At 65.3% G+C, this 22,501-nt stretch carries 21 protein-coding genes and 1 tRNA gene; 11 read left to right on the forward strand and 11 right to left on the reverse strand.

Annotated features, from left to right (window positions below; translation table 11 throughout):
- Window positions 1-62 precede the first annotated feature (62 nt).
- From DM450_RS07895 to grxC, 5 genes are all read right to left on the reverse strand, one after another.
- Window positions 63-1,343 carry an integrase family protein gene (locus DM450_RS07895; RefSeq protein WP_312846170.1) on the reverse strand — a complete coding sequence of 427 codons (1,281 nt, stop codon included), beginning with the start codon at window positions 1,341-1,343 and terminating at the stop codon, window positions 63-65.
- Between the two features lie 161 nt (window positions 1,344-1,504).
- Window positions 1,505-1,581: transfer RNA gene (locus DM450_RS07900), tRNA-Arg, on the reverse strand.
- Between the two features lie 45 nt (window positions 1,582-1,626).
- Window positions 1,627-2,118, reverse strand: coding sequence for a DUF1178 family protein (locus tag DM450_RS07905; RefSeq protein ID WP_142633930.1), 492 nt, complete (start codon window positions 2,116-2,118; stop codon window positions 1,627-1,629).
- A 37-nt stretch (window positions 2,119-2,155) separates the two neighbouring features.
- Window positions 2,156-2,977 carry a carbon-nitrogen hydrolase family protein gene (locus tag DM450_RS07910; protein WP_142633932.1) on the reverse strand — a complete coding sequence of 274 codons (822 nt, stop codon included), beginning with the start codon at window positions 2,975-2,977 and terminating at the stop codon, window positions 2,156-2,158.
- 1 nt (window position 2,978) lies between these two features.
- Window positions 2,979-3,242: a glutaredoxin 3 gene (gene grxC / locus DM450_RS07915; protein WP_142633934.1), complete on the reverse strand. Its 264-nt coding sequence runs from the start codon at window positions 3,240-3,242 to the stop codon at window positions 2,979-2,981.
- A 195-nt stretch (window positions 3,243-3,437) separates the two neighbouring features.
- Between grxC and DM450_RS07920 the strand changes: the two genes are divergently transcribed.
- Window positions 3,438-3,905, forward strand: a complete 468-nt coding sequence (locus DM450_RS07920; RefSeq protein WP_142633936.1) for an Hsp20 family protein — start codon at window positions 3,438-3,440, stop codon at window positions 3,903-3,905.
- Window positions 3,906-4,062: 157 nt separating this feature from the next.
- A complete protein-coding gene (locus DM450_RS07925) occupies window positions 4,063-4,974 on the forward strand; it encodes an AEC family transporter (RefSeq protein WP_142633938.1) in 912 nt (303 codons plus the stop codon).
- Here the strand turns inward: DM450_RS07925 and DM450_RS07930 are convergent.
- The 4 genes from DM450_RS07930 to tpiA all read right to left on the reverse strand — a co-directional run bounded on the left by DM450_RS07930 (window position 4,963) and on the right by tpiA (window position 9,344).
- Window positions 4,963-6,045 (reverse strand): IS630 family transposase, encoded by a 1,083-nt coding sequence (locus DM450_RS07930; protein WP_142632508.1) that lies wholly within the window; start codon window positions 6,043-6,045, stop codon window positions 4,963-4,965. The two genes, DM450_RS07925 and DM450_RS07930, sit on opposite strands and share 12 nt — an antisense overlap.
- A 209-nt stretch (window positions 6,046-6,254) precedes the next feature.
- Window positions 6,255-7,883 carry a CTP synthase gene (locus DM450_RS07935; protein WP_142633941.1) on the reverse strand — a complete coding sequence of 543 codons (1,629 nt, stop codon included), beginning with the start codon at window positions 7,881-7,883 and terminating at the stop codon, window positions 6,255-6,257.
- A gap of 142 nt (window positions 7,884-8,025) precedes the next feature.
- A complete protein-coding gene (secG, locus tag DM450_RS07940) occupies window positions 8,026-8,433 on the reverse strand; it encodes a preprotein translocase subunit SecG (RefSeq protein WP_142637644.1) in 408 nt (135 codons plus the stop codon).
- Between the two features lie 152 nt (window positions 8,434-8,585).
- Entirely contained in the window at window positions 8,586-9,344 is a 759-nt protein-coding gene (gene tpiA, locus DM450_RS07945) for a triose-phosphate isomerase (RefSeq protein ID WP_142633943.1), read from the reverse strand.
- Between the two features lie 406 nt (window positions 9,345-9,750).
- Here tpiA and DM450_RS07950 point away from each other — a divergent pair, with 406 nt between their 5' ends.
- From DM450_RS07950 to trpC, 6 genes are read left to right on the forward strand one after another with little or no spacing between them, the layout of a single operon-like run.
- Complete coding sequence (locus tag DM450_RS07950) at window positions 9,751-11,724, forward strand: peptidylprolyl isomerase (protein ID WP_142633945.1); 1,974 nt, start codon at window positions 9,751-9,753, stop codon at window positions 11,722-11,724.
- 36 nt (window positions 11,725-11,760) lie between these two features.
- On the forward strand, window positions 11,761-13,272 hold the full coding sequence (locus tag DM450_RS07955; protein ID WP_142633947.1) for an anthranilate synthase component I family protein: 1,512 nt from the start codon (window positions 11,761-11,763) through the stop codon (window positions 13,270-13,272).
- Window positions 13,269-14,069, forward strand: coding sequence for a phosphodiester glycosidase family protein (locus DM450_RS07960; protein WP_142633950.1), 801 nt, complete (start codon window positions 13,269-13,271; stop codon window positions 14,067-14,069). The genes DM450_RS07955 and DM450_RS07960 overlap by 4 nt, the downstream gene beginning before the upstream one ends.
- The gene (locus tag DM450_RS07965) at window positions 14,066-14,677 is read left to right on the forward strand and encodes an anthranilate synthase component II (RefSeq protein WP_142633952.1); all 612 of its coding nucleotides are present in this window, start codon (window positions 14,066-14,068) and stop codon (window positions 14,675-14,677) included. The genes DM450_RS07960 and DM450_RS07965 overlap by 4 nt, the downstream gene beginning before the upstream one ends.
- Before the next feature lie 5 nt (window positions 14,678-14,682).
- A complete protein-coding gene (trpD, locus tag DM450_RS07970) occupies window positions 14,683-15,675 on the forward strand; it encodes an anthranilate phosphoribosyltransferase (RefSeq protein WP_142637646.1) in 993 nt (330 codons plus the stop codon).
- 19 nt (window positions 15,676-15,694) lie between these two features.
- Window positions 15,695-16,486 carry an indole-3-glycerol phosphate synthase TrpC gene (trpC, locus tag DM450_RS07975; protein ID WP_142633954.1) on the forward strand — a complete coding sequence of 264 codons (792 nt, stop codon included), beginning with the start codon at window positions 15,695-15,697 and terminating at the stop codon, window positions 16,484-16,486.
- 3 nt (window positions 16,487-16,489) lie between these two features.
- Here the strand turns inward: trpC and DM450_RS07980 are convergent, their stop codons facing one another.
- Complete coding sequence (locus tag DM450_RS07980; protein ID WP_260610313.1) at window positions 16,490-17,419, reverse strand: GyrI-like domain-containing protein; 930 nt, start codon at window positions 17,417-17,419, stop codon at window positions 16,490-16,492.
- A 201-nt stretch (window positions 17,420-17,620) separates the two neighbouring features.
- Here DM450_RS07980 and moaC point away from each other — a divergent pair, with 201 nt between their 5' ends.
- The 3 genes from moaC to lexA all read left to right on the forward strand — a co-directional run bounded on the left by moaC (window position 17,621) and on the right by lexA (window position 20,121).
- Window positions 17,621-18,103 (forward strand): cyclic pyranopterin monophosphate synthase MoaC, encoded by a 483-nt coding sequence (gene moaC / locus DM450_RS07985; protein ID WP_142633956.1) that lies wholly within the window; start codon window positions 17,621-17,623, stop codon window positions 18,101-18,103.
- On the forward strand, window positions 18,103-19,323 hold the full coding sequence (glp, locus tag DM450_RS07990) for a gephyrin-like molybdotransferase Glp (protein ID WP_142633958.1): 1,221 nt from the start codon (window positions 18,103-18,105) through the stop codon (window positions 19,321-19,323). The genes moaC and glp overlap by 1 nt, the downstream gene beginning before the upstream one ends.
- A gap of 114 nt (window positions 19,324-19,437) precedes the next feature.
- Entirely contained in the window at window positions 19,438-20,121 is a 684-nt protein-coding gene (lexA, locus tag DM450_RS07995) for a transcriptional repressor LexA (RefSeq protein ID WP_142633960.1), read from the forward strand.
- A 168-nt stretch (window positions 20,122-20,289) separates the two neighbouring features.
- Here lexA and DM450_RS08000 read toward each other — a convergent pair whose 3' ends face one another.
- Window positions 20,290-22,497, reverse strand: coding sequence for a ComEC/Rec2 family competence protein (locus DM450_RS08000; RefSeq protein WP_142633962.1), 2,208 nt, complete (start codon window positions 22,495-22,497; stop codon window positions 20,290-20,292).
- Between the last annotated feature and the right edge of the window lie 4 nt (window positions 22,498-22,501).

The following is a 22,501-nucleotide window of genomic DNA, read 5'->3' on the forward strand; positions in this document are numbered from 1 at the left end:
TGTAAGTACTCGTTCATCCTTGTTTAAGATGACGAACGAGTACAGATTCGCTCAAGTTCGATTCAATATAATTCGAACGCCTCTTTCCCGACGATCTCTCGGAGACGGTTCTCCCACGTCGTCAGCACAAACCTCTTATCCGGAAAATAGTCCGAGTGGTCATAGTGGGCCTCAACGCCGCCGATCTTGTGGCTCATGACCCGCTCGATATGATCCTTCTCCAGCACCCGGCGCTCATCCTTGCCACGGATGTTGGCAGCACCGGTCCGGAACGTCCTGCGGAGATCGTGAATCGTCCATCGCTCAATGACCGCCCCGGCCTCCTCAGCCTGTTCCGCCATGAGGCCCCGGAGCTTCGCCATCGCCTTCGACACTCCACCGATGGGCGCGTCCTCATCAATGGAAATCGGCGACTGGAACACGAACCGGGAATTGTGGCGCGCCATCCGTTCCGAGATCAACCGCCACGCCATCGGTCCCGGTGGCAAGAGGTGGCGAAGATTGTTCTTCATCCGCTCAGGTCCGATATTGAGGTGGCGATCCTCGACCTCTTCGCGCGCTAGCAGTCGGATTTCACTCCTGCGCTGACCCGTGAGGAGAAGGGTCAGGAAAAAATCACGCCACACCGGAGTGAGTTCCCCCACCGCCGACCAAAACCAGCAAATTTCCTGATCGGTGAAAAAGCGGGTCCGTTTCGTCACCGCCTCGGGCCGGAGCTTGCGGGCCGGGGTCTCGCTCAATCCCGTGAGGCGTGGGTTCGCCTCCGCCCATGCGAAGAACTTTTTCACATATCGGATACCTGTATCGGCTGCGCCGTCCTTACCTTCATCTCGAAGGTCTTCAACCACGTCCATGAGGTCGTCATACTTGATCTCTGTCACCAGTCGGTCGCCAATGGCGGGCTGCCAGTGCTTTTTCCAAAAGCCCCATTTGTCCCGCTTTGTGCTTTCTTTGTTCGTGGATCGAGCGAGGTGGACTTCCCACGCCTGAGCGCACGTCATGCGCCCACGGACGGGCTTTGCCGGGTCGATCTTCGCAACGCCAGCACCATATTTGACGTAAACGTCAATTCCGGCTGCGAGGTCTTCGTTCATCTCCGCAGCCTTCGCGCGAGCGTCCGCAATTCCCATGGCAGGGTACTGCCCCAGACGAATCGTTCTTGCAGTACCTGCGACCCGCCGTTGCCACTCCCAAACGCACCCGCGAGGCTTGTTCTCGATGGCCAGCCCTTTGGTGCGCGGGCATTTCGCTCGGAACGTCACGCCCCTCCTCAAAAGGCCGTTCAATTCCTGCACAGTCCAAGATTTTAACACGTGTTCAGTCCCTGTTTTCGATGGGACCACCGTAGCGATTCGAATTCACGCGGTTCAATTTTCGCGTGATTCTGTTCGCTCCCGTTCACGCCTGTTCACACGACCGTATGCCAAATCGTATGCCAGAGGGCGCAAAGCAAAGACGGCGACCCCAAGGTCGCCGTCTAAATCATTGGTTTTATGTAGGTTTTTGGTGCGCCCGGCGAGATTCGAACTCACGGCCCCCAGATTAGGAATCTGGTGCTCTATCCGGCTGAGCTACGGGCGCCCCTGCCCGGCCTCCTACCGTGAGGAACCGGAATTGGCAATTCGTTCAGTTCGCGCTTTCGGGGGGAACCACCGGAAACGGAAGGGCCGCGACGGCAATGCCTTCCTCGATCAGTTCCTGAGCCTGCTCGGCACTGGCTTCGCCGTGGATCACTTCGTGCTCGCGCTCGCCGTAATGCATGGCGCGGGCATCCTCTGCAAAATTCCTGCCGACATAGCGGCTGTCCTTGAGCGCCTCGGCCTGCATCGTCGCCAGTTTGTGGATCAGTTCCACCGCCTGCGGCGGCAGCGGCACGCTGGCCACCGGTGCGGCGGGTGCGGCAGGCGGCTGCGGCGCACGGGTCGGAACCGGCTCGCTACGCTGGTTGCCCTTGCGGGTCAGTCGCGGCGCCTGCAACGCCTTCTCCACTTCATCGGTGCCGCATTGCGGGCAGCAGAGCAGGCCGCGTTCCTGCTGGCGTGCGAAGTCGTCCGAGGACTTGAACCAGCCCTCGAAACGGTGGCGCGCCGAGCGGCACTCGAGATCATAGACAATCATGGCGATATTCTTGCGCGAAACCCGTCAGCTTTGGGACTTAATCGGCGATCATGCGCCGATTGGCAAGGCTCGGCAATTGGGCGCGCACTTCGGCGATCCGCGCAGGGTCCAGATCGGCAAAGCCAAGCCCCGCCGTTTCACCACCCATGTCGAGCAGGATCTCGCCCCACGGGTCGATCGCAAGGCTGTGACCGTATGTTTCGCGCCCGTCCTCATGCCTGCCCACTTGTGCCGCGCTGAGCACATAGGCGCTCGCCTCCACCGCGCGGGCCCGCTGCATCAGGTGCCAGTGCGCCTTGCCGGTCGGCACCGTGAAGGCCGCCGGGGTGGCTATCACATCGCACTTGGCCCGACCCAGCGCCTCGAACAGTGCGGGGAAGCGCACGTCGTAGCAGATCGCCAGGCCAAGGCGGCCCAGCGGGGTTTCCACCGTCACCACCGTGTCACCGGGAGCATAGGCATTGGATTCGCGCCAGGATTCGCCCGTCGCCAGATCGACGTCGAACATGTGCATCTTGTCGTAGCGGGCCCGGATCTCGCCCTTGTCGTCGATCACGAACGCGCGGTTGGCATAACGACCGTCACCGCCTTCGGGACGCACCGCCAGCGAGCCGATGTGGACCCACAGCCCCTCGCGCGCGGCCGCTTCGCGCACGGCGGCGAGCACAGGGTCCTCGTCCTCGGAAACGATGTTCGCCGCCGCCCTGTCGCGCTGCCGGTCGAGCAGGCCGGACATCTCCGGCGTGAACAGCATGGCCGCACCGCCCGCCCTGGCGTCGGCCACGGCGGCAACGATTGCCTGGGCGTTGGCCACGGGATCGATACCCGTGGTCATCTGGAACAGCGCGGCGCGGGTCATCTCAGAGCCCCAGCACGGGATCGAGCTCGCCCTTGCGATCGAGCGCATTGATGTCGTCGAACCCGCCGTAGGGCTTTCCGTCGACCAGCACCTGCGGGACCGTGCGCGCACCGGGCACACGCGCTTCCATCTCGGCGCGCTTCTCGCCGCCCATGGTCACGTCGTATTCCTCGTAGGCCACGCCTTTGCCGTCCAGCAGCGACTTGGCCATCACGCAATAGGGGCAGCCCCACTTGGTATAGATCTCGACCTTGGGCTGGCTCATCGAACACTCCTTGAATTCAGACTCTTGGCATTTTTTCGGCGACCGCCTCGCGCCTTGCTGGGCAAGCCTTGAAACGCGGCGCGGCTAACATATCTAGGGTTACAAGTCATGGCCCACGATGGGGATGGCTTGCAAACGAGGCGCCGGCGATCCGGGCCTCCTCACACGAAGATTGCTCAAACGAGGATTTTTGTCATGAACCGTATCGACTTTACCCCCTACCGTCGCACCATGGTCGGCTTCGACCGTCTTTTCGACATGATCGAAAACCAGGGCCGCGCCAATGCGGGCGACAAGTATCCCCCCTTCAACATCGAACGCCGCGGCGCCGATGCCTATCGCATCACCCTGGCGGTCGCCGGCTTCAAGCCTGCCGACATCGACATCACCGCGCAGGCCAACCTGCTGGTGGTCAAGGGCCACAAGCCCGAAGAGGCCCCCGAAGGTGAAATGCTGCACATCGGCATTGCCCAGCGCGGGTTCGAGCGCCGGTTCGAACTGGCCGACTATGTCCGCGTGGACGCCGCCGACCTTGCCGACGGCCTGCTGGTGATCGACCTCGTGCGCGAAGTGCCCGAGGCGATGAAGCCCAAGAAGATCGCGATCGGCGGCAATACGCTGACCGTGGTCGAAGGCGGTCCGGGCGAAACCGCCGCAGCCTGACGGCCCGCAAACGCGTGGAATTGACGGGGCGGTCCGGTTTCCGGGCCGCCCTTTTTGCATTCGCAATTGCACGGCCGGCAACCGCGACATGCTGGAACTGCGGGCTTTCTCCCGATAAGCCCTGGGCTTTGACGCAAGCCCGGGCCGCCATTCCGCAATGCTATCCATTCTCTCCATCGTCCTGCCCATCTTCGCGCTGACCCTCGTGGGATGGCTTGCCCGGCGGGTGGGGATCTTCAGCCCGCATTCGACGACCGAACTCAATCGCTTCGTCGTCTACCTTGCCCTGCCCGCGCTGCTGTTCGACATCGTCGCCAAGGCGAACTTCGCGCAGCTCTGGCAACCCGGCTTTGTCGCCGTCTTCGCGGTCAGCACGTTCCTGTTCTTTGTCCTGACGGTTGCGGTCAGCCGGATCATGGGGCGGCCGATCGGCAATGCCGCGATCCTCGGGCTCAATGCCAGCTATTCGAACACGGCATTCCTTGGCTTTCCGCTACTACTCGCCACCCTCGGCCCGGCCTCGCAGACCCTGACCCTGATCGCCACGATCAACACCGTTTGCGTGCTCTTCGCGCTGGCCATCGTCCTGATCGAGTTCGGCAACCAGAAGGGCGGCAACCCTGCGGTGATCGCGCTGCGGGTGGGGCAGGCGCTGTTTCGCAATCCGCTGGTGCTGGCGCCGCTGGCTGGCGCGGCGGTCATGGCCAGCGGCATCGGCGTGGCAGCCCCGCTCGATGCCTTTCTCAAGCTGCTGGGCTCGGCCGCCAGCCCCTGCGCGCTGGTGTGCCTGGGCATGTTCCTCGCCGAACCGCGCGACAAGGGCGAGGGCGCGGGCGCGGGCGCGGGCGCGGGCGCGGCGGGCGAGACCGTGGCGCTCGTCGCCCTCAAGCTCTTTGTCTATCCCGCGCTGACCCTGGCGCTGGCGCTCTGGGTCATCCCCCTGCCCGCCGCCTTGCGCCATGCCGCCGTGCTGCTGGCGGCATTGCCCACCGGCACCGGGCCGTTCATGCTCGCCGAGTTCCACCGCCGCGAGGGCGCCCTCACCGCCAAAGTCATTCTAGTGGATTGACTCCAACGTTTGGAACCCTCGATTTCGAGCCGCGATGATTTCGTCCGGATTGGCCTTCCAGATGAAGGGCTTGGGGTTGTCGGCGTTGTACTCCCGGATGAACCGGTTGATGGCAGCCTGGAGGTCGACGACGGAGTGGAAGACGCCGTGCTTAAGGCGCCGCCTGGTCAGCTTTGCGAAGAAGCCCTCGACGGCATTGAGCCATGAGGAAGATGTCGGCGTGAAGTGGAAAGTCCAGCGCGGATGGCGGGCGAGCCACTCCTGGACCTTGTCCTTCTTGTGTGCGGCATAGTTGTCGAGGATCACGTGGATCGCCTTGCCCTTGGGTACTTCACGCTCGATCCGATTGAGGAAGCGGATGAACTCCTGGTGGCGGTGGCGCTGCATGTTCTGCCCTATCACGGTTCCGTCGAGCACATTGAGCGCAGCGAACAGCGTGGTCGTGCCGTGGCGCTTGTAGTCATGGGTCAGGGTGCCGGCGCGGCCCTTCTTCATCGGCAGACCGGGCTGGGTGCGGTCGAGCGCCTGTATCTGCGATTTCTCGTCGATCGACAGGACCACCGCATGGGCGGGGGGATCGACATAGAGGCCGACGATCTCGGTGAGCTTTTCGGCGAAAGCCGGATCGTTCGACAGCTTGAAGCTGCGCCAGCGATGCGGAGCAAGCCCATGCGCCTTCCAGATCGACTGCACTGTCGAAACGGCAAGCCCGACCGCTTTGGCCATCGCGCGCGCCGTCCAGTGGGTTGCCTCATGCGGCGGCGGTTCCTGCGTAAGCCGGACAATTTCGGCCACGCGCTTGGGCAATACCGGCGCCTTGCCGGGCGGACGGGACTTGTCGCGGAGCAGGCCATCGACGCCTTCGTGCATGAAACGCTCCTGCCAGCGCCACACGCAGGTCTTCGACTTTCCTGTTGCCGTCATAATCGCCGAGGTGCCCAGGCCGTCGCTGCTCAAAAGAACGATACGGGCGCGCCAGACATGTTTCTGTGGACTCAAGGGCGCCGACACGATGTCGTGCAGGCGTTGACGGTCGGAGGCCGAAACGATGAAGCTGATCCCATCACGCATCCTCCGAGACTGACACGCCAGCAAGCCAGTGGGAATCCCCAACTGGACTCTTTCGTTCCGGTCAATCCACTAGCCTCCACCGTGTTGTCGGTGGGAACGGTCACGGTGCTGCTCTCCCTGCTGGGCTGAAACGAAAAAGGGCCGGTTTCCACGGAGGAAACCGGCCCTTCCCGAATTTCGTATCGCCTGATGGATCAGGCGCCGCCGGATCAGACCAGGCGCGCCTGACGCAGTGCCGCCGAGACGAATCCCTTGAACAGCGGGTGCGGTTCGAAGGGACGCGACTTGAGTTCGGGGTGGAACTGCACGCCGACAAAGAACGGATGATCCGGACGTTCGACGATCTCGGGCAGCAGGCCGTCGGGCGACATGCCGGAGAAGATCAGGCCATTGGATTCCAGCGCATCGCGGTACTTGGCGTTGACCTCGTAGCGGTGACGGTGGCGTTCCGAGATTTCGGTCGCGTCATAGATCGCCGAGACATGGCTGTTGGGCGAGAGCTTGGCGGTATAGGCACCAAGACGCATCGTGCCGCCCAGGTCGCCGCCTTCGGCGCGGGTCTGCAGGCCGTCCTCGGTCATCCATTCGGTGATGATGCCGACCACCGGTTCCTCGGTCGGGCCGAATTCGGTGGAACTGGCCTTCTCGATGCCGGCCGCGCGGGCGCCCTCGATGCAGGCCATCTGCATGCCGAGGCAGATGCCGAAGAACGGCACGCTGCGCTCGCGCGCAAAGCGCACGGCAGCGATCTTGCCTTCCGAACCGCGCTCGCCGAAGCCGCCGGGCACCAGGATGCCGTGCATGGGTTCAAGTGCCGCGGCGATCTCGGAATCTTCCTTCTCGAAGATCTCGGCATCGATCCACTGCACGTTGACCTTCACGCGGCTGGCCATGCCGCCGTGGACCAGCGCCTCGTTCAGCGACTTGTAGGCATCGGGCAGGCCGACATACTTGCCGACGACGCCGATGGTCACTTCGCCTTCGGGATGTTCGAAGCGGTCGGTGATGTCGTCCCAGCGGGTAAGGTCGGGCGCGTCCGAGCTCATGCCGAAGTGGTGCAGCACTTCCGCGTCGAGACCTTCGGCGTGGTACTGCTGGGGCACCGCGTAGATGTTCGGCGCGTCGAGCGCGGGGATCACCGCCTGCGGACGCACGTTGCAGAACAGAGCGATCTTGCGGCGTTCACTCTCGGGCAGCTCGCGGTCGCAGCGGCACAGCAGGATGTCGGGCTGAATGCCGAGACCGGTCAGCTCGCGCACCGAGTGCTGGGTCGGCTTGGTCTTCAGCTCGCCGGCTGCGGCGATGTAGGGGACCAGCGTGACGTGGACAAAGCAGGTCTGCTCACGGCCGAGTTCGTTGCGCATCTGGCGCAGCGCCTCGACGAAGGGCAGGCCCTCGATGTCGCCGACGGTGCCGCCGATCTCGCAAAGCACGAAGTCGAGATCCTCGGTCTCCGCCATGGCGAAGTCCTTGATCGCGTCGGTCACGTGCGGGATCACCTGCACGGTCGCGCCGAGGTAGTCGCCGCGGCGTTCCTTGGCGATGATGTCCTGGTAGATCCGGCCCGAGGTGATGTTGTCGCCCTGATGCGCCGAGACGCCGGTGAAGCGCTCGTAGTGACCAAGGTCGAGGTCGGTCTCGGCACCGTCATCGGTGACAAAAACCTCGCCGTGCTGATACGGGCTCATCGTGCCCGGATCGACGTTCAGATAAGGGTCGAACTTGCGAATGCGGACGCGGTAACCGCGTGCCTGAAGCAGAGCCGCGAGGCTCGCCGCCATGAGACCTTTGCCGAGCGAGGAAACCACGCCGCCGGTGATAAAAATATGCCGCGCCATGGGAGTCGGCCCTTAAATTGCATGGGGGCACAAGGGCAAGAGCCCTGTGCCTCAATCCACAGAACAAAACAGATCAAATGCCGCCTGACAACGCCAGACGGCATTCGCGCTACAGTGATACGCCGGAAGTTACCGGGTCAGATCAATGACCGGCAGCACCCGAAAGCGGATCGTTGGCCGGAGTCGACTGACCCGCGGCCGGGCTCGCAGGAGCCCCAGCGGCCGGATTGGCCGCACCGGCGAGCGGGTCGTTCTGCGCGGGCGCCTGCTGCGCCGGCGCAGCGGGAACCGCAGCGCGCTGAAGGGAAGTGTCGACGTCGTCGCCGGTCTTGCCGACGGCCAGCGCCGCAAGAACGATCGAGAGAATCACGAAGGCGGCAGCAAGGCCGCCGGTGGCGCGGGTCAGGAAGTTCGCCGCACCGCGTGCCGACAGCATGCCCGAGGGGCTGCCACCCACACCGAGGCCGCCGCCTTCCGACTTCTGCACCAGAATCACGACCACCAGAAGGAGGGCGACGATCGCCTGGACTACGGTCAGGAAAGTGAACAGCATCGTGTAAATCTCGATCTTTCGAAGGGGACGGTGACCCGTCCGCGATTCAAGCCGCGCAGATAGGCGCTCGAACGCCCCGGCGCAAGCCGTCTGCCGGAGATGGGCGGCAAGACGCCCGCCCGCCCCCGGAAAGCCTCAGGAATTGTGCGTCAATCGGCGTCCAGCAGCGCGGCAGCGCCGATGATCGCGGTGAAGCTCTCGGCGCTCAGGCTGGCGCCGCCGACCAGCGCCCCGCCCACGTCGGGCACGGAGAGCAGTTCGGCCGCGTTCTCGGCCTTGACCGAACCGCCATAGAGAATGCGCACGTCCGCCCCGCCTTCGCCGTAGAGCGCGACCAGCTTGGCACGGATTGCCGCGTGCATTTCCGCCACGTCCTCGATCGAAGGCACGCGGCCGGTACCGATCGCCCAGACCGGTTCATAAGCGATCGACAGCTTTTCCGGCGCCCCGTCAACCCGCGGGCACGAACCGTCGAGCTGGCCGGTCACGACGGCAAGCGCCTCGCCCGCATCGCGCTGGGCCTCGGTCTCGCCGACGCAGAGAATCACCGCCAGCCCCGCGCCAAGCGCGGCCTGCGCCTTGGCATTTACCTGGGCATCGCTCTCGCCGTGGAGCGTACGGCGCTCCGAGTGGCCGAGAATGGTGAAGTCGGCACCGGCATCCTTCAGCATAGGCGCGGAAATGTCGCCGGTGTAGGCGCCGCTCTCTTCGGCGCGGCAATCCTGCCCGCCGACGCCGATCAGTTCGACGGCATCGCGCATCCGGAAGATCAGCGTGGCTGGCGGCGCCAGACCCACCTGCACCTTGGGAAAGCGTGCGGCTGCCCGATCGACCGCGCGCGCCTCGCTGAGCATCGCGCGCGTGCCGTTCATTTTCCAGTTACCGACGATGTAAGGCAGACCAGCCATTTAACAAAAACCCTGAATCATTTTCTGCGTCCGGCCACCCATCAACCGCTTCTTGATGAGGTCAAAGCGGGAATCGTCCGGATGCTTGCCGGGCCGCTGCTAGGCACGGCAGGCCCAATTGTCAAAATTCGCGCCGTCCCGGATCTGGCAAAACCGCCCGCGCGTGGCGCAACTGGGTCACTTTGACACAGGCAAGGAGACCTCCGACAACGTGAAGCCAAATTCCTCCGCACCGGCTGCCGGGCGGGGCGCCTGTCGGCAATCGGGCGGAGCGCCTGCCGGCAATGCCCGGCAAGACCATGTCAGCCATTGCAGGATCGCACCGCGCCCCCTAAAGCCTGCGCCCGCATCGGCTTTGCCTTTGCGCTGCTTCGCATATTCGTCTCCACGCTGAACGGCACGGTCCATGCTCTCATTCTTCCGTAACTTCCTGAAGTCCAAGATCGGGGCCGGCATCGCCCTGGCGGTGCTCGTGCTGATCACGCTTGCCTTTGCGGGCGGCGACATCAACGGCATGCGCGAGACGGCAGGCCTTTCCAGCACGACCTCGGTCGCCACCGTCGGCGGCAAGAGCGTGGAGGCCAACGACCTCGCCACCGCCGCCAATTCGCAGCTGGAACAGATCAAGCAGCAGAACCCGACCGCGACGATGAAGATGCTGGTCGCCGAGGGCGGGCTCACCCGCATCCTCGACGAGATGATCTCGCGCACCGCGATCGGCGTGTTTGGCAAGGACAACGGCGTTGTCGCCAGCAAGCGCCTGGTGGACAGCGAAATCGCCCGCATCCCGGCTTTCCAGGGTGTCGACGGCAAGTTCAGCCAGGACGCGTTCCGCCAGGCGCTGGCCCAGAAGGGCATTCCCGAGGCTGCGCTGCGCGACGACTTCACGCAGGGCCTGATCGCCCAGCAGCTGATGATCCCGGCCCAGTTCGCAGCCACGATGCCCAGCTCGCTCGCCGCGCGCTATGCCGCGCTGCTCGAAGAAAACCGCAAGGGCCAGGTCGCCACGCTGCCCGCACTCGCCTTCGCGCCGACGCAGCCCGCCACCCCGGCCGAGCTCGAGAGCTTCTACAAGACCCATATCAACCAGTTCGTCCGCCCCGAGCGCCGCACCATCCGCTACGCCACCTTCGGCGAGGAAGCGCTGAAGAACGTCGCCGCGCCGACCGACGCGGAAGTGGCCAAGCGCTACGAGGCCGACAAGGCCGCGCTCTACGCCGCGCGCGACGATCGCAAGCTCACCCAGCTGATCGTGCCGACCGAAGCCGCCGCCAAGGCCGTTGCCGCCGAAGTGGGCGGCGGCAAGTCGCTCGAACTGGCCGCGACCGAACGGCGCCTTTCGGCCGCCAAGCTCGAATCGTTCACGCGTGAACAGCTGGCATCGCAGTTCTCGCCCGCCATCGCCGACGCCGTTTTCGCGGCCCCGGTCGGCAAGCTGGCGGTGCCGCAGAAGAGCGCGCTGGGCTGGCACGTGATCCGCGTGGATTCCGAGCAGAAGACGCCCGAAAAGCCCCTCGCCGCCGTGCGCGCCGAGATCGTCACCAAGCTGGCCGAAGAAAAGCGCCGCGCCGCCTTCACCGACCTGCTCGCCCGTATCGACGACCAGTTCCAGAGCGGCGCCAGCCTCGTGGAAGTGGCCAAGGCGGTCGGCGCCACCGTCGCGACGACGCAGCCGATCATCGCCAATGGCTCGGTCTACGGCAAGGCGGGCGAGACCGCCCCGGCCCAGCTGCAGCCGATCCTGTCGACCGCGTTCGGCATGGAGCAGGAAAAGCCGCAGCTCGCCCAGCTCACCCCTGGCACCGCAAACTCGCCCGGCCAGAGCTACGTGATCTACGACGTGACCGCGATCACCGCCTCGGCCCCCGCTCCCTTCAAGGAAATCGGCAACGACGTCGCCGATGCCTGGAAGCAGGACAAGGGCGCTGCCGCGGCCAAGGCCGCCGCGCTGAAGATCCAGGCAGCCGTCAAGGGCGGCAAGTCGCTGAACGAGGCGATCGCCGCGCTTGGCAAGAGCCTGCCCCCGGTCCAGGACGTCGCCATGTCGCGCCAGATGCTGACCGCCGCGATGCGCCAGGGCCGCCAGGTGCCGCCGCCGGTCTCGCTGCTGTTCCACATGGCCAAGAACACCGTGAAGGTGCAGGCGGTCGGCGGAAACCGCGGCTGGTTCATCGTCGCGCTCAAGGACGTGGTGCCCGGCAAGACCGACAACCCGCTGGTCGTCCAGGGCACCCAGCGCGAACTGTCGAGCCAGCTCGGCAGCGCCTATACCGAGGCTCTCGCCCAGGCGATCCGCAAGCAGGTCGGCGCCACCACGCACCCCGCCGCGATCAAGACGGTCAGCGACCGTCTTGCCGGCACCGGCACCGCTGCCAACTGACCCTCAACTACCCGAAAAAGAAGGACACCCACCGATATGAAGCGCGAATCGGATCGCGAAGAGGCACTGGCACGGCTGCGCGAGGGTAAGCCCGCGCTGCTGTGGCGCAGCCTCGTCGCCGATACCGAAACGCCCGTTGCCGCCGCCCTGAAGCTCTTCACCGAAGGGCGCGGCGACTTCCTGCTCGAATCGGTGGAAGGCGGCGCCGTGCGCGGCCGCTACAGCCTGCTGGGCCTCGACCCGGACCTCGTGTTCCGCGCCGAGGGGCATGCCTGCGCGATCAACCGCAAGTGGCAGCACGACCGCGCGGCCTTCGCGCCGCTGCCGGGTGATGCCCTGGTCGAACTGCGCGGTCTGGTCGAGGCCTGCCGCTTCGATGTTCCGGCGGAGCTCCCCAAGGCCCTCGCCTGCCTCGTCGGCTATTTCGGCTACGAGACGATCGGCCTTGTCGAGAAGCTCCCGCGCGCCCCGCAAAGCGCGCTCGAACTGCCCGACATGCTGTTTGTCCGCCCTTCGCTGATCCTCGTGTTCGACCGGCTGAGCGACGAACTGTTCTGCGTTGCCCCGCTCTGGCCGGAAAACGGCACGCCCGAGAGCCTTGTCGAAGCCGCCGCCGAGCGGATCGACGAAGCGCTGCGCAAGCTCGCCGCGCCGGTCCCCGCCTCGCCCGCCATCGCCGACCTGCCGGAGCCGGTGCGTACGCCGGTCATGGCCGCGGACGACTACAAGGCGATGGTCACCCGCGCGAAGGACTACATCGAGGCGGGCGACATCTTCCAGATCGTGCTGGCCCAGCGCTTCACTTGCGAATTCCCGCTGCCGCCGGTCGCCCTCTATCGCTCGCTGCGCCGCGTGAATCCCTCGCCGTTCCTCTATTTCCTCGACCTGCCCGGCTTCGCGCTGATCGGTTCGAGCCCGGAAATCCTGGTCCGCGTGCGCGAGGGCGAAGTCACCATCCGACCGATCGCGGGCACGCGTCCGCGCGGCAAGACGGTGGCGGAGGACAAGGCCAACGAGATCAGCCTGCTGGCCGATCCCAAGGAGCGCGCCGAACACCTCATGCTGCTCGACCTCGGCCGCAACGACGTCGGCCGCGTCTCGGCTGCCGGCTCCGTGGAAGTGACCGACAGCTACACGATCGAGCGTTACAGCCACGTGATGCACATCGTCTCGAACGTGATCGGCAGGCTCGACACGAACAAGCACGACGCCATCGACGCGGTCTTCGCCGGCTTCCCGGCAGGCACCGTCTCGGGCGCCCCCAAGGTCCGGGCCTGCGAGATCATCGCCAGCCTCGAACCCGAAACCCGCGGTGCCTATGCGGGCGGCGTCGGCTATTTCGGTCCCGACGGCTCGGTCGATTCGTGCATCGTCCTGCGCACCGGGGTGCTGAAGGACGGCGTGCTCCACGTCCAGGCCGGTGCCGGCATCGTCGCTGACAGCGATCCCGACTACGAGCACCACGAGTGCGAGGCCAAGTCCGGCGCCCTGTTCGCCGCCGCCCGCGAAGCGATCCGCGTCGCCGGAGAACCGGGCTTCGGCCAGTGAGGCACGCAGCCCTGGCGGCTGCGTTCACTCTCGCCGCCTGTTCGTCGGGCGCCCAGCAGGATCAGCGGAAAGCGGAAGCCCCGCCTCCGCCGCCCTGTGAAGGCGCTTCGTTCGAAGGCGCGAGTTTCACGCACTGCACCGCCACGCCCGGTCGCCACACGATCCACCTCGTGCTGGGTCCGAAGGACGGCGCCCCCTATCGCAGCCTCTCGCAGCTTGCGGTGAACCGTCCCTCGGGCAGCCACGCCGTCGCCTTCGCGATGAACGGCGGGATGTTCGACGCGGACGGCAAACCCATCGGTTATGCCGTGATCGAGGGCCAGCGCATCCATGCGATCAACACCAACGAGGGCTGGGGGAACTTCCACCTCCTGCCCAACGGCGTGTTCTTCGGCGATGCAGCGGGCCACTGGCAGATCCGCACGAGCGAGGACTTCGCCGCCCATGTCGACAACCGGCCCGACTTCGGCACCCAGTCGGGCCCGATGCTGGTGGTGGACGGCAAACTGCATCCGAAGATCGACGCGGACGGCCAGTCGCTCAAGCTGCGCAACGGCGTCGGTGTCGACCGGCAGGGCCGCGCCCATTTCATCATTTCGGACGAGCCGGTCTCGTTCGGCAAGCTGGCGCGGCTCTTCCGCGACAAGCTCGATTGCCCCAACGCGCTGTTTCTCGACGGCAGCGTGTCCTCGCTATGGGACCCCGAACATGGGCGCGTGGACGGCGGACCGCCGCTCGGCCCCTTGATCGTCGTCGAGAAAAGCGCGAAGGGCTCTAACGGAAAGGACAGGCCATGATCCTCGTCATCGACAATTATGACAGCTTCACCTGGAACCTGGTCCATTACGTGATGGAACTGGGCACCGAAGTCGAAGTGGTGCGCAACGATGCGCTCTCCGCCGGGCAGGCGATCTCCAGCGGCGCGCAGGGTTTCCTGATCTCGCCCGGCCCCTGCACCCCCAACGAGGCGGGCATCAGCCTCGATCTCGTGGGCGCGGCGGCCGATGCCGGGAAACCGCTGCTCGGCGTATGCCTCGGCCACCAGTCGATCGGCCAGTATTTCGGCGGCAAGGTGGTGCGCGGCGGGCTGATGCACGGCAAGACCAGCCCCGTAACCCATGACGGCACGGGCCTGTTCGCGGGCCTGCCCTCGCCCTTCACGGCCACGCGCTATCACTCGCTGATCGTCGAGGACATTCCCGAAGCCCTGGTGGTCAATGCCCGATCGGACGACGGCCACGTCATGGGCTTCCGCCATGCCGAGCTGCCGATCCACGGCGTGCAGTTCCACCCGGAAAGCATCGCCACCCAGCACGGCCATGCGATGCTGGCGAACTTCCTGCGGATCTGCGGCATCGAACCGAAGCTCCCGGCACGCCTCGCCACCGGCCTGGCGGCGGCATGACCACGATGATCCTGCCCGATCCCCTCCACCCCATCGAGGAAGCCGAGGCCGAACAGGCTTTTGGCGCCATCCTCGACGGCCGCGTGGGCGACGATGCCATCGTGCACTTCCTGCTGGCCCTCACCGAACGCGGCGAGACCGCCAGCGAGATCACCGGCGCCGCCCGTGCCATGCGGGCGCGCATGATCCCGATCCAGGCGCCCGCCAACGCCATCGACGTCTGCGGAACCGGCGGCGACGGCCATCACACGCTCAACGTCTCCACCGCAGTATCGCTGGTGGTCGCGGCCTGCGGCGTGCCGGTCGCCAAGCACGGCAACCGTGCCGCCAGCTCCAAGGCGGGCGCGGCCGATACGCTGGAGGCGCTCGGCCTCAATCTCGACCGCGCGGCCGAGACAGCGGAAGAAACGCTGGCCGACCTTGGCATCTGCTTCCTCTTTGCCGCGCGCCATCACCCCTCGATGGGCCGCATCATGCCGATCCGCAAGGCGATCGGCCGCCGCACCATCTTTAACCTGATGGGGCCGCTGGCGAACCCCGCCAACGTGCGCCGCCAGCTCGTCGGCATCGCGCGCCCGGCTTACGTTCCGATCTATGCCGAAGCGCTGATGCACCTCGGCAGCGAGCACTCGCTGGTCATCTCCGGCGACGAGGGGCTCGACGAACTGAGCCTTGCCGGCGGCAACGAAGTGGCTGAAATCCGGCAGGGCGAACTGTCGATGCGCCGCGTCTCGCCCGGCGACGTCGGCCTCCCGGTCTCGCCGGTCGGCGCGATCCGCGGCGGCGATGCCGCCTACAACGCCGATGCCCTGCGACGCCTGCTCATGGGCGAGCACGGTCCTTACCGAGACGCCGTGCTGCTCAACGCCGCTGGCGCGCTGATCGTGGCGGGCGAGGTCGAGACCTGGCGCGACGGCGTCGAGGAAGCGGCCGAAGCCATCGACAAGGGCCTCGCCAACGCCCTGCTCAACTGCTGGATTTCCGCGCTCAAGGCCTGAGCCGCGCGAGAGGGATACGATGTCCGACAAGCTTACCGAGATCTGCGACACCAAGCGCGAGGAAGTTGCCGAGCGCAAGGCCGTCGCCACAATGGCCGACCTCGACGCGCATGCCGCCTATCAGACCGCCCCGCGCGGGTTCGAGACGGCCTTGCGCGCAAAGGCCACGACCGGCTTCGCACTGATCGCCGAAATCAAGAAAGCTTCGCCGTCCAAAGGACTGATTCGGCCTGATTTCCGTCCGGCCGAACATGCCTTGGCCTATGAGCGCGGCGGCGCCGCCTGTCTTTCGGTGCTGACCGATGCGCCCTACTTCCAGGGTCATGAGGATTTCCTGATGGACGCCCGCGCGGCGTGCTCGCTGCCGGTGATCCGCAAGGACTTCATGGTCGATCCCTGGCAGGTGGCCGAGGCCCGCTCGATCGGTGCCGACGCGATCCTCATCATCGTCGCCGCTCTCGATGACGTGCTGATGGCCGAGATCGAAGCCGCTGCCCACGAACGCGGCATGGACTGCCTTGTCGAAGTTCACAACGAATCCGAAATGGAGCGCGCAAGTCGCTTGAAATCAAGGTTGATCGGCGTGAACAACCGCGACCTCAAGCGCTTCGTCACCGATATCGGCACCACCGAACGGCTTGCCCCGCTGGCCCCCGAAGGCACGCTGCTCGTCGCCGAAAGCGGCATCAACACCCACGCCGACCTCGAAAGACTCTCAGGTTGCGGCGCACGGACCTTCCTCGTCGGCGAAAGCCTCATGCGGGAAGCCGATGTCGAGGCGGCAACCCGCGCCTTGCTGGCCGGCGCCTGATCCTCAGGCCAGCGGCAAGATCAATTCGGTAAGCGCCTCTGCCGCGGACACTTGCGGATAGAGGCGCACCCGTTCGCAGAAGAGCGGGAAATCGCGAAGGGTTTCGTCGCTGGCCGGCAACCAGTCCCGGTAGAGCAGCGTCGCCGGTTCCTCCAGATTCATCGCCGGGCCGGTAACGGCCAGAACCGCGCACCGGCCGCCGGGGATCTCCTCCACCCGAACCCGGTCGTCGCCCACAAACCATGACGGCACGGAGGCACAGAGCCATACGCGGTGACCGCCTTCGACTGCGGTGCGAGGATCCGTCGGAAAGACATTGAAAGTACGGCTTTTACCCGGCGAAAAACCAAATTCCCTGCGCCAGTCGATAAAGCGGCGGATGCTATCCCCGATGCCCGCAGGATCGCCGCGATGCTCCATCACCGCCACGCGAACGGCGGCAAATTCACGGATCTCGACTGCTGTCGTCATGACGTCATTCATGGCTTTGCTCCTTGCTGCCTGAAGTGACGCACTCACCGCCTCCCACGCCGACCAGTCCGGCGCCGATCGAAATGCCGATGGTGCCTGGCCAAGCCGCGCGCGGAATGCCCGCGCAAAAGCCTCGGGCGCCTCGTATCCGGCATCCAGCGCCGCGTCGATCACCCGGGTGCCGGGGCGGAATGCAAGTTGCATCGCGGCCCGGTGCAACCGGGAAAGCTGCACGAAACGCTGAAGCGGCATCCCGCACAGCACCCGGAACTGACGATGGAAGTGAAACGGCGAGAACCCCGCCCAAGCTGCGATCGTTTCGAGGTCGGCCGCGGCATCCGGCTCGGCCTCGATCCGCTCCACCACGCGCGCCATCCGCTCGAGATAACGGCGCCTGGAATGCTCAGGTCTTTTCGAGGTTTGCGTCATGGCCACCACATTGCCCGCAATGACCCCGGCCATCCTGACCGATCTTGCGAAAATTGCCCCGGAGCACCTGTCCTACCACGCCGAATTCTGCCATCGCGGTGTCATGACCGATCGCCCGTTCTCCGTTGAAAGCGCGCAAATCCGCCCGTTCGGCAGCCAGTACGCTTTCACTTCAGAACCGTGTCAACCGTGTCAACCGACCTGTCACCTTGTAGCCCGGACGAACCGCCCGAAATGACCAAGAACCTCACCCACATCGATTCGGACGGCACCGCCCGCATGGTGGACGTCGGCGCCAAGGCCGAAACCCAGCGCCTCGCGGTCGCCTCGGGCCGTATCACCATGACAGCCACGGCGCTGGAGGCGATCCGCGCCGGCAATGCCCCAAAGGGTGACGTACTGGGCACCGCCCGCATCGCCGGGATCATGGCAGGCAAGAAGACATCCGACCTGATCCCGATGTGCCACCCGCTGATGCTCGATGCTGTCAATGTCGATTTCACCTTCGAGGACGACGCCATCCGGGCCACGGCGACCGCTTCGCTCACCGGCAAGACCGGAGTCGAAATGGAAGCGATTACAGCAACATCAATGGCACTCCTGACAATCTATGACATGGCCAAGGCGCTCGACAAGGGCATGGTCGTTGGCGAGATTCGCCTGATCGAGAAGCGCGGCGGAAAGTCCGGCCACTGGATCGCGGAGGACCTTGCCTGATGACCCCAGGTCGAATGCTGACGCTCGAGCAGGCACAGGAAAGGCTGCTGGACCTGGTCACCCCGCTGTCGATCGAGCGGGTCGACATGGAAGGCGCACTCGGACGCTATCTCGCCGAACCGCTGTTCGCGCGGCGCACCCAACCAGCCGCCGATGTCTCGGCCATGGACGGTTATGCCGTCGCCTCCAGCGATCTGGCCGGTCCGTGGCACGTCATCGGCGAAAGCGCAGCCGGCCATCCTTATGCCGAGACGGTCACCCCGGGGCAGGCCGTGCGCATTTCCACCGGCGCACTCCTTCCTGCAGGCGCCGATGCGGTGATCGTACAGGAAGACCTTGCCCGCGATGATCATCATATCACGCTGACCGGCGACGGCCCCTCTCCTGCCGGCAAGCACATCCGCTGCCGGGGCATGGACTTTCCGGAGGGCCGCGAAATCCTGCCGGCGGGCATCCGGATTGGTCCCGCGCAAGCGGCCCTGGCAATTGCCGCCGGTCACAAGCACCTCCCCGTCTGCCGCATGCCGCGCATCGCGGTGATCGACAGCGGCGACGAACTCGCGCCCGATCCGGAAACCTGCGAAGCACACCAGGTCCCCGCCAGCAACGGCGTGATGCTCGCAGCCCTCGCGCGGACCCTTCCGGTGGAAATCACGCGGATCGGACCGGTCGCCGACCATCTCGACGCCCTGCTTGCCGCCTTCGAATCCGCCAAAAACGTGGACCTTGTCATCACCAGCGGCGGGGCATCCGTCGGCGATCATGACCTGATCCGTCCCGCCCTCGAAGCGTGGGGCGCCCGGATCGACTTCTGGCGTGTGGCCATCAAGCCGGGCAAGCCGCTGCTGGTTGCCGTCAAGACTGCAGGCGCGCGCCAACAGATCGTGCTCGGCCTGCCCGGCAATCCCGTGTCCAGTCTGGTCACCGCCTATCATTTCCTGCTGCCGGTATTACGCGCGATGCTGGGCGCGCGCAGCCCGCTCCCGCTGTCATTCGAGGCACGCCTTGCCGCACCGCTTCCCGCCAGTTCGGATCGCCGGGAATTCCTGCGGGGGTTCTGGGACGGCGCGACGGTCACCTCTCATGTGCTCCAGGATAGCGGCGCACTGGGCGCCCTGGCGGCCAGCAATGTGCTCATCGATCGACCGGCAGGCATGCCAGCAGCCGAAGCCGGAGATCCGGTACAGGTCTACTTGCTCCAGAATGGCGGTATCGCTTGACGATGCACATTTCGTTGCTTAGTTGTTCTCGCATTGTTCGCGAACAGAACTCGAAGTGTTCTACGCGAGAGGAACAAGGCCGCATCGCGCGGCCCATCAGGCGAGGCAGGCCACATGTTGACGCGCAAGCAGCACGAATTGCTCCGGTTCATCCAGCTCAGGCTTGAGGACAGCGGCGTCTCGCCCAGCTTCGAAGAGATGAAGGACGCGCTGGACCTCAAGTCCAAGTCCGGGGTGCACCGCCTGATTTCCGCGCTAGAGGAACGCGGTTTCATCCGGCGCCTGCCGAACCGCGCGCGCGCTCTGGAAGTGCTCCGCCAGCCCGAAGACATCACCAGCAAGCCGATTGCCACGCCAAAGGCTCTCGAAGTGCCGCAATCCGCGCCTGTCGCGGCAAGCAGCGCTCCGGCAAACGACGTGATCGAAATTCCGCTCCACGGGCGCATTGCCGCGGGCGTTCCGATCGAGGCACACGAAGGCCAGTCTACATTGCCTGTGCCGGCCGCCCTGCTTGGAGCGGGAGAACACTACGCTCTTGAAGTATCCGGCGATTCGATGATCGAAGCCGGCATTCTCGATGGCGATCTCGCCTTGGTGAAGCGCACCGACATCGCCCGTGACGGCGAGATCGTGGTGGCACTCGTGCGCGGCGAGGAAGCGACGCTCAAGTACTTGCGCCGCGAGGGCGGCAAGGTTCGCCTCGATCCGGCGAATGCCGCGTACGAACCACAGATCTACGGCGCCGATGAAGTTCAGGTGCAAGGCAAGCTGACCGGCATTCTTCGCCAGTATCACTGACGAGAGGTGGCTGCCTGCCGGAACCCCGGACTTCGGCTGCCCCAGCCACTGCGCTTGCTGCACAAAGATGCATGGTTTTTCCCTTCGCCAACCACGTATGGAACAGGCGCAAATCGCCAGGCATAGGCGGCGCAAAACGGTATCCCGGCGACACGAACCCGCCGTTTTTCAGCCGCCTTGTGCCGTACGCCACCAACCGTGCTGCCCCTGTTCCTGAGCAACGCTCTGAAAAGTCGCATTCCCAAGGTCAACCGTTACACCGCCGGTCCGCGCAAGCGCCTGTCGATCGAATTTCAGCCATCTCGGGCTGCACGCTGGTGGCAGGTAACGATCGGCGATGACGATGTCGCTGGCAGCACAGGCCCGAGCGAGTGAAGCCAGAGGTACATGCGCACGGTTGCGCGAAAGCAGGATCCGCCAGATCCGTCCGGTTTTCTCGACCGTCACCAGGCAAAAATCAGCGTTGCAACGCGCGCCCGACCAATCCTGCAAGGCCACCGTTCCCGACCGGAGCCCCGCAGTCTCGACGAGACTGTCTCTTGCATAGTCCCCCACACCGTCGCGCAGCACGGCCAACTTCGAGCCGTTGTCGACCACCAGAGCGACATGGCGGCCATCGCCGGAAACCATGATGTCCGGCGGCTGCACCATCAGCAGCCCGCCTAGCCCCAGGACAGCGGGAACAACACCCCAGAAACGGACCCGGTGGCTCCACAGCGCGAACCACAGCCCGCCGATGACAAAAAGGAGGAAATGGCCGCCGCCCATCCTGGGCATGGCGCTGACCGCACCCGGGAAATGCGCGACGTTCCTGGCAAGCGCAAGGAGCATCGAGATCGCCTCCCCGGACAGCCACCAGACCGGCTCACCGACGCCCGCAAGGTCGAGCAGCAGGCTGAACGCGACCAGCGGCATGATGACAAATGTCGTAAGCGGTATGGCTACCAGATTGGCGAGTGCGCCGTACACCCCGGCGCGGTGGAAGTGATAAAGCCCGATCGGCATCAGGACACATTCGATCGCCACGCCCGTCACCAGCATCAGCGTCAGCGCGCGCGCCAGCTTCATCGGCCAAGCATCGTCGCGCGGACTCAGCATTCGCTGAATCGGCCCCGCATTGCCAACAACGATCAGGGCAAGAACTGCCGCAAAACTCATCTGGAAGCTCGGCCCGACAATGCTTTCCGGCCAGAACAGCATCACCGCGAACGCAGCTGCCGCAAGCAGGCGGACCGACAGGGCCTCTCGCCCCAGCGCCAGCGCAGTCAGTACCAGCAGGGCCCCTGCACAGGAGCGGACCGTGGGTACCTGAGAACCTGTAAGCACCGTGTAGCCTATTCCGGCGAGCGCCCCGACGACTGCAGCCGCTACAGGTAGCCGGACCCGCAGCGCAACGGCTGGGAAAAGCGCCAGGAGCCGCAGGATGACGACATATACCGCCCCGATCACGGCGCTGACATGCAATCCACTGATCGAAAGCAGATGCGCCAGCCCGGAATCGCGCATCGCCCGGGCGTCGCTTTCGCCGATGCTGCCCATATCGCCAGTCACAAGCGCAACCGCGATTCCGGCTTCCGCGGGAGCGAGCCGTGACCGGACATGGCCGGCAAGTTCGGAACGCCATCGTGCCAACCGATCTCCACTCTCGCTCGTGCCCGGTGCAAGCACCACGATCGGCGCGGTGACGCTTCCCGTCGCGGACAGGCCGGAGAACCACGCCGCCCGGGCGAAATCGTAGCCTCCCGGAAACATCGGCGGTGCGGGCGCGATCAGCCTGCCATGGAATCGGATCAATGCGCCCGGCGCAATCAAGAGCCCCTGTGAGTTGCGTGCAAAGCGTGTCGAAACGTTGACCCTGACCTTGATCGCACGCCCGGTGCCCGGTTCGCGCATTGCCAGCACCAGCCTGTCACGCGAGAATGCCGGTTGCTCCTCCACCGACAGCACCCGCCCCACCAGACTGCCCGAAATCGGACGCGAAATCGCGGCCGTGCCGACCAGCGCGGACTTCCCCCAGATCACCAGAAAACCCGCAAGAATCAACACCGCCAGCGACCAGGCGGCACGGCGCAGGAACGGATAACGGGACCTTCCCTCCCGCCACGCCGCGCCCCCTGCTCCAATGACGACACAAATGGCGCTGAATGCGATCCAGTACGCCGGCCCCGGCAAGGTAAACCAGCACAGGATTCCGGTTCCGAAAGCTGCAACTAACCATGGCCCTCTATCGAAACCGCAGTTCGAAAGAAAACACTCGACTTCGTCCAATCTGCTCGACATGTGGCTCTGGCTGATCCATGGGCGATGCTGCAATGCAGCGCCTCCGACGCACGTCGGAAGCTCGGGATCATCGGTCGTGGCGGCTTGGCTGGCCATGGCC

The sequence above is a fragment of the Sphingomonas sp. IC081 genome (assembly GCF_006874585.1).
Lineage (GTDB): Bacteria > Pseudomonadota > Alphaproteobacteria > Sphingomonadales > Sphingomonadaceae > Novosphingobium.

Bases quoted from the DNA above. Each gene is read 5' to 3' on its own strand.
- DM450_RS07920 (WP_142633936.1), top strand. From the start codon at position 3,438: ATGAACCGTATCGACTTTACCCCCTACCGTCGCACCATGGTCGGCTTC.
- DM450_RS07910 (WP_142633932.1), bottom strand. From the start codon at position 2,977: ATGACCCGCGCCGCGCTGTTCCAGATGACCACGGGTATCGATCCCGTG.
- DM450_RS07930 (WP_142632508.1), bottom strand. From the start codon at position 6,045: ATGCGTGATGGGATCAGCTTCATCGTTTCGGCCTCCGACCGTCAACGC.
- DM450_RS07955 (WP_142633947.1), top strand. From the start codon at position 11,761: ATGAAGCGCGAATCGGATCGCGAAGAGGCACTGGCACGGCTGCGCGAG.
- DM450_RS07965 (WP_142633952.1), top strand. From the start codon at position 14,066: ATGATCCTCGTCATCGACAATTATGACAGCTTCACCTGGAACCTGGTC.
- trpC (WP_142633954.1), top strand. From the start codon at position 15,695: ATGTCCGACAAGCTTACCGAGATCTGCGACACCAAGCGCGAGGAAGTT.
- moaC (WP_142633956.1), top strand. From the start codon at position 17,621: ATGACCAAGAACCTCACCCACATCGATTCGGACGGCACCGCCCGCATG.
- grxC (WP_142633934.1), bottom strand. From the start codon at position 3,242: ATGAGCCAGCCCAAGGTCGAGATCTATACCAAGTGGGGCTGCCCCTAT.
- lexA (WP_142633960.1), top strand. From the start codon at position 19,438: ATGTTGACGCGCAAGCAGCACGAATTGCTCCGGTTCATCCAGCTCAGG.
- DM450_RS07925 (WP_142633938.1), top strand. From the start codon at position 4,063: ATGCTATCCATTCTCTCCATCGTCCTGCCCATCTTCGCGCTGACCCTC.
- glp (WP_142633958.1), top strand. From the start codon at position 18,103: ATGACCCCAGGTCGAATGCTGACGCTCGAGCAGGCACAGGAAAGGCTG.
- DM450_RS07905 (WP_142633930.1), bottom strand. From the start codon at position 2,118: ATGATTGTCTATGATCTCGAGTGCCGCTCGGCGCGCCACCGTTTCGAG.
- DM450_RS07950 (WP_142633945.1), top strand. From the start codon at position 9,751: ATGCTCTCATTCTTCCGTAACTTCCTGAAGTCCAAGATCGGGGCCGGC.
- DM450_RS07980 (WP_260610313.1), bottom strand. From the start codon at position 17,419: ATGGCCGGGGTCATTGCGGGCAATGTGGTGGCCATGACGCAAACCTCG.
- tpiA (WP_142633943.1), bottom strand. From the start codon at position 9,344: ATGGCTGGTCTGCCTTACATCGTCGGTAACTGGAAAATGAACGGCACG.
- DM450_RS08000 (WP_142633962.1), bottom strand. From the start codon at position 22,497: ATGGCCAGCCAAGCCGCCACGACCGATGATCCCGAGCTTCCGACGTGC.
- trpD (WP_142637646.1), top strand. From the start codon at position 14,683: ATGATCCTGCCCGATCCCCTCCACCCCATCGAGGAAGCCGAGGCCGAA.
- DM450_RS07935 (WP_142633941.1), bottom strand. From the start codon at position 7,883: ATGGCGCGGCATATTTTTATCACCGGCGGCGTGGTTTCCTCGCTCGGC.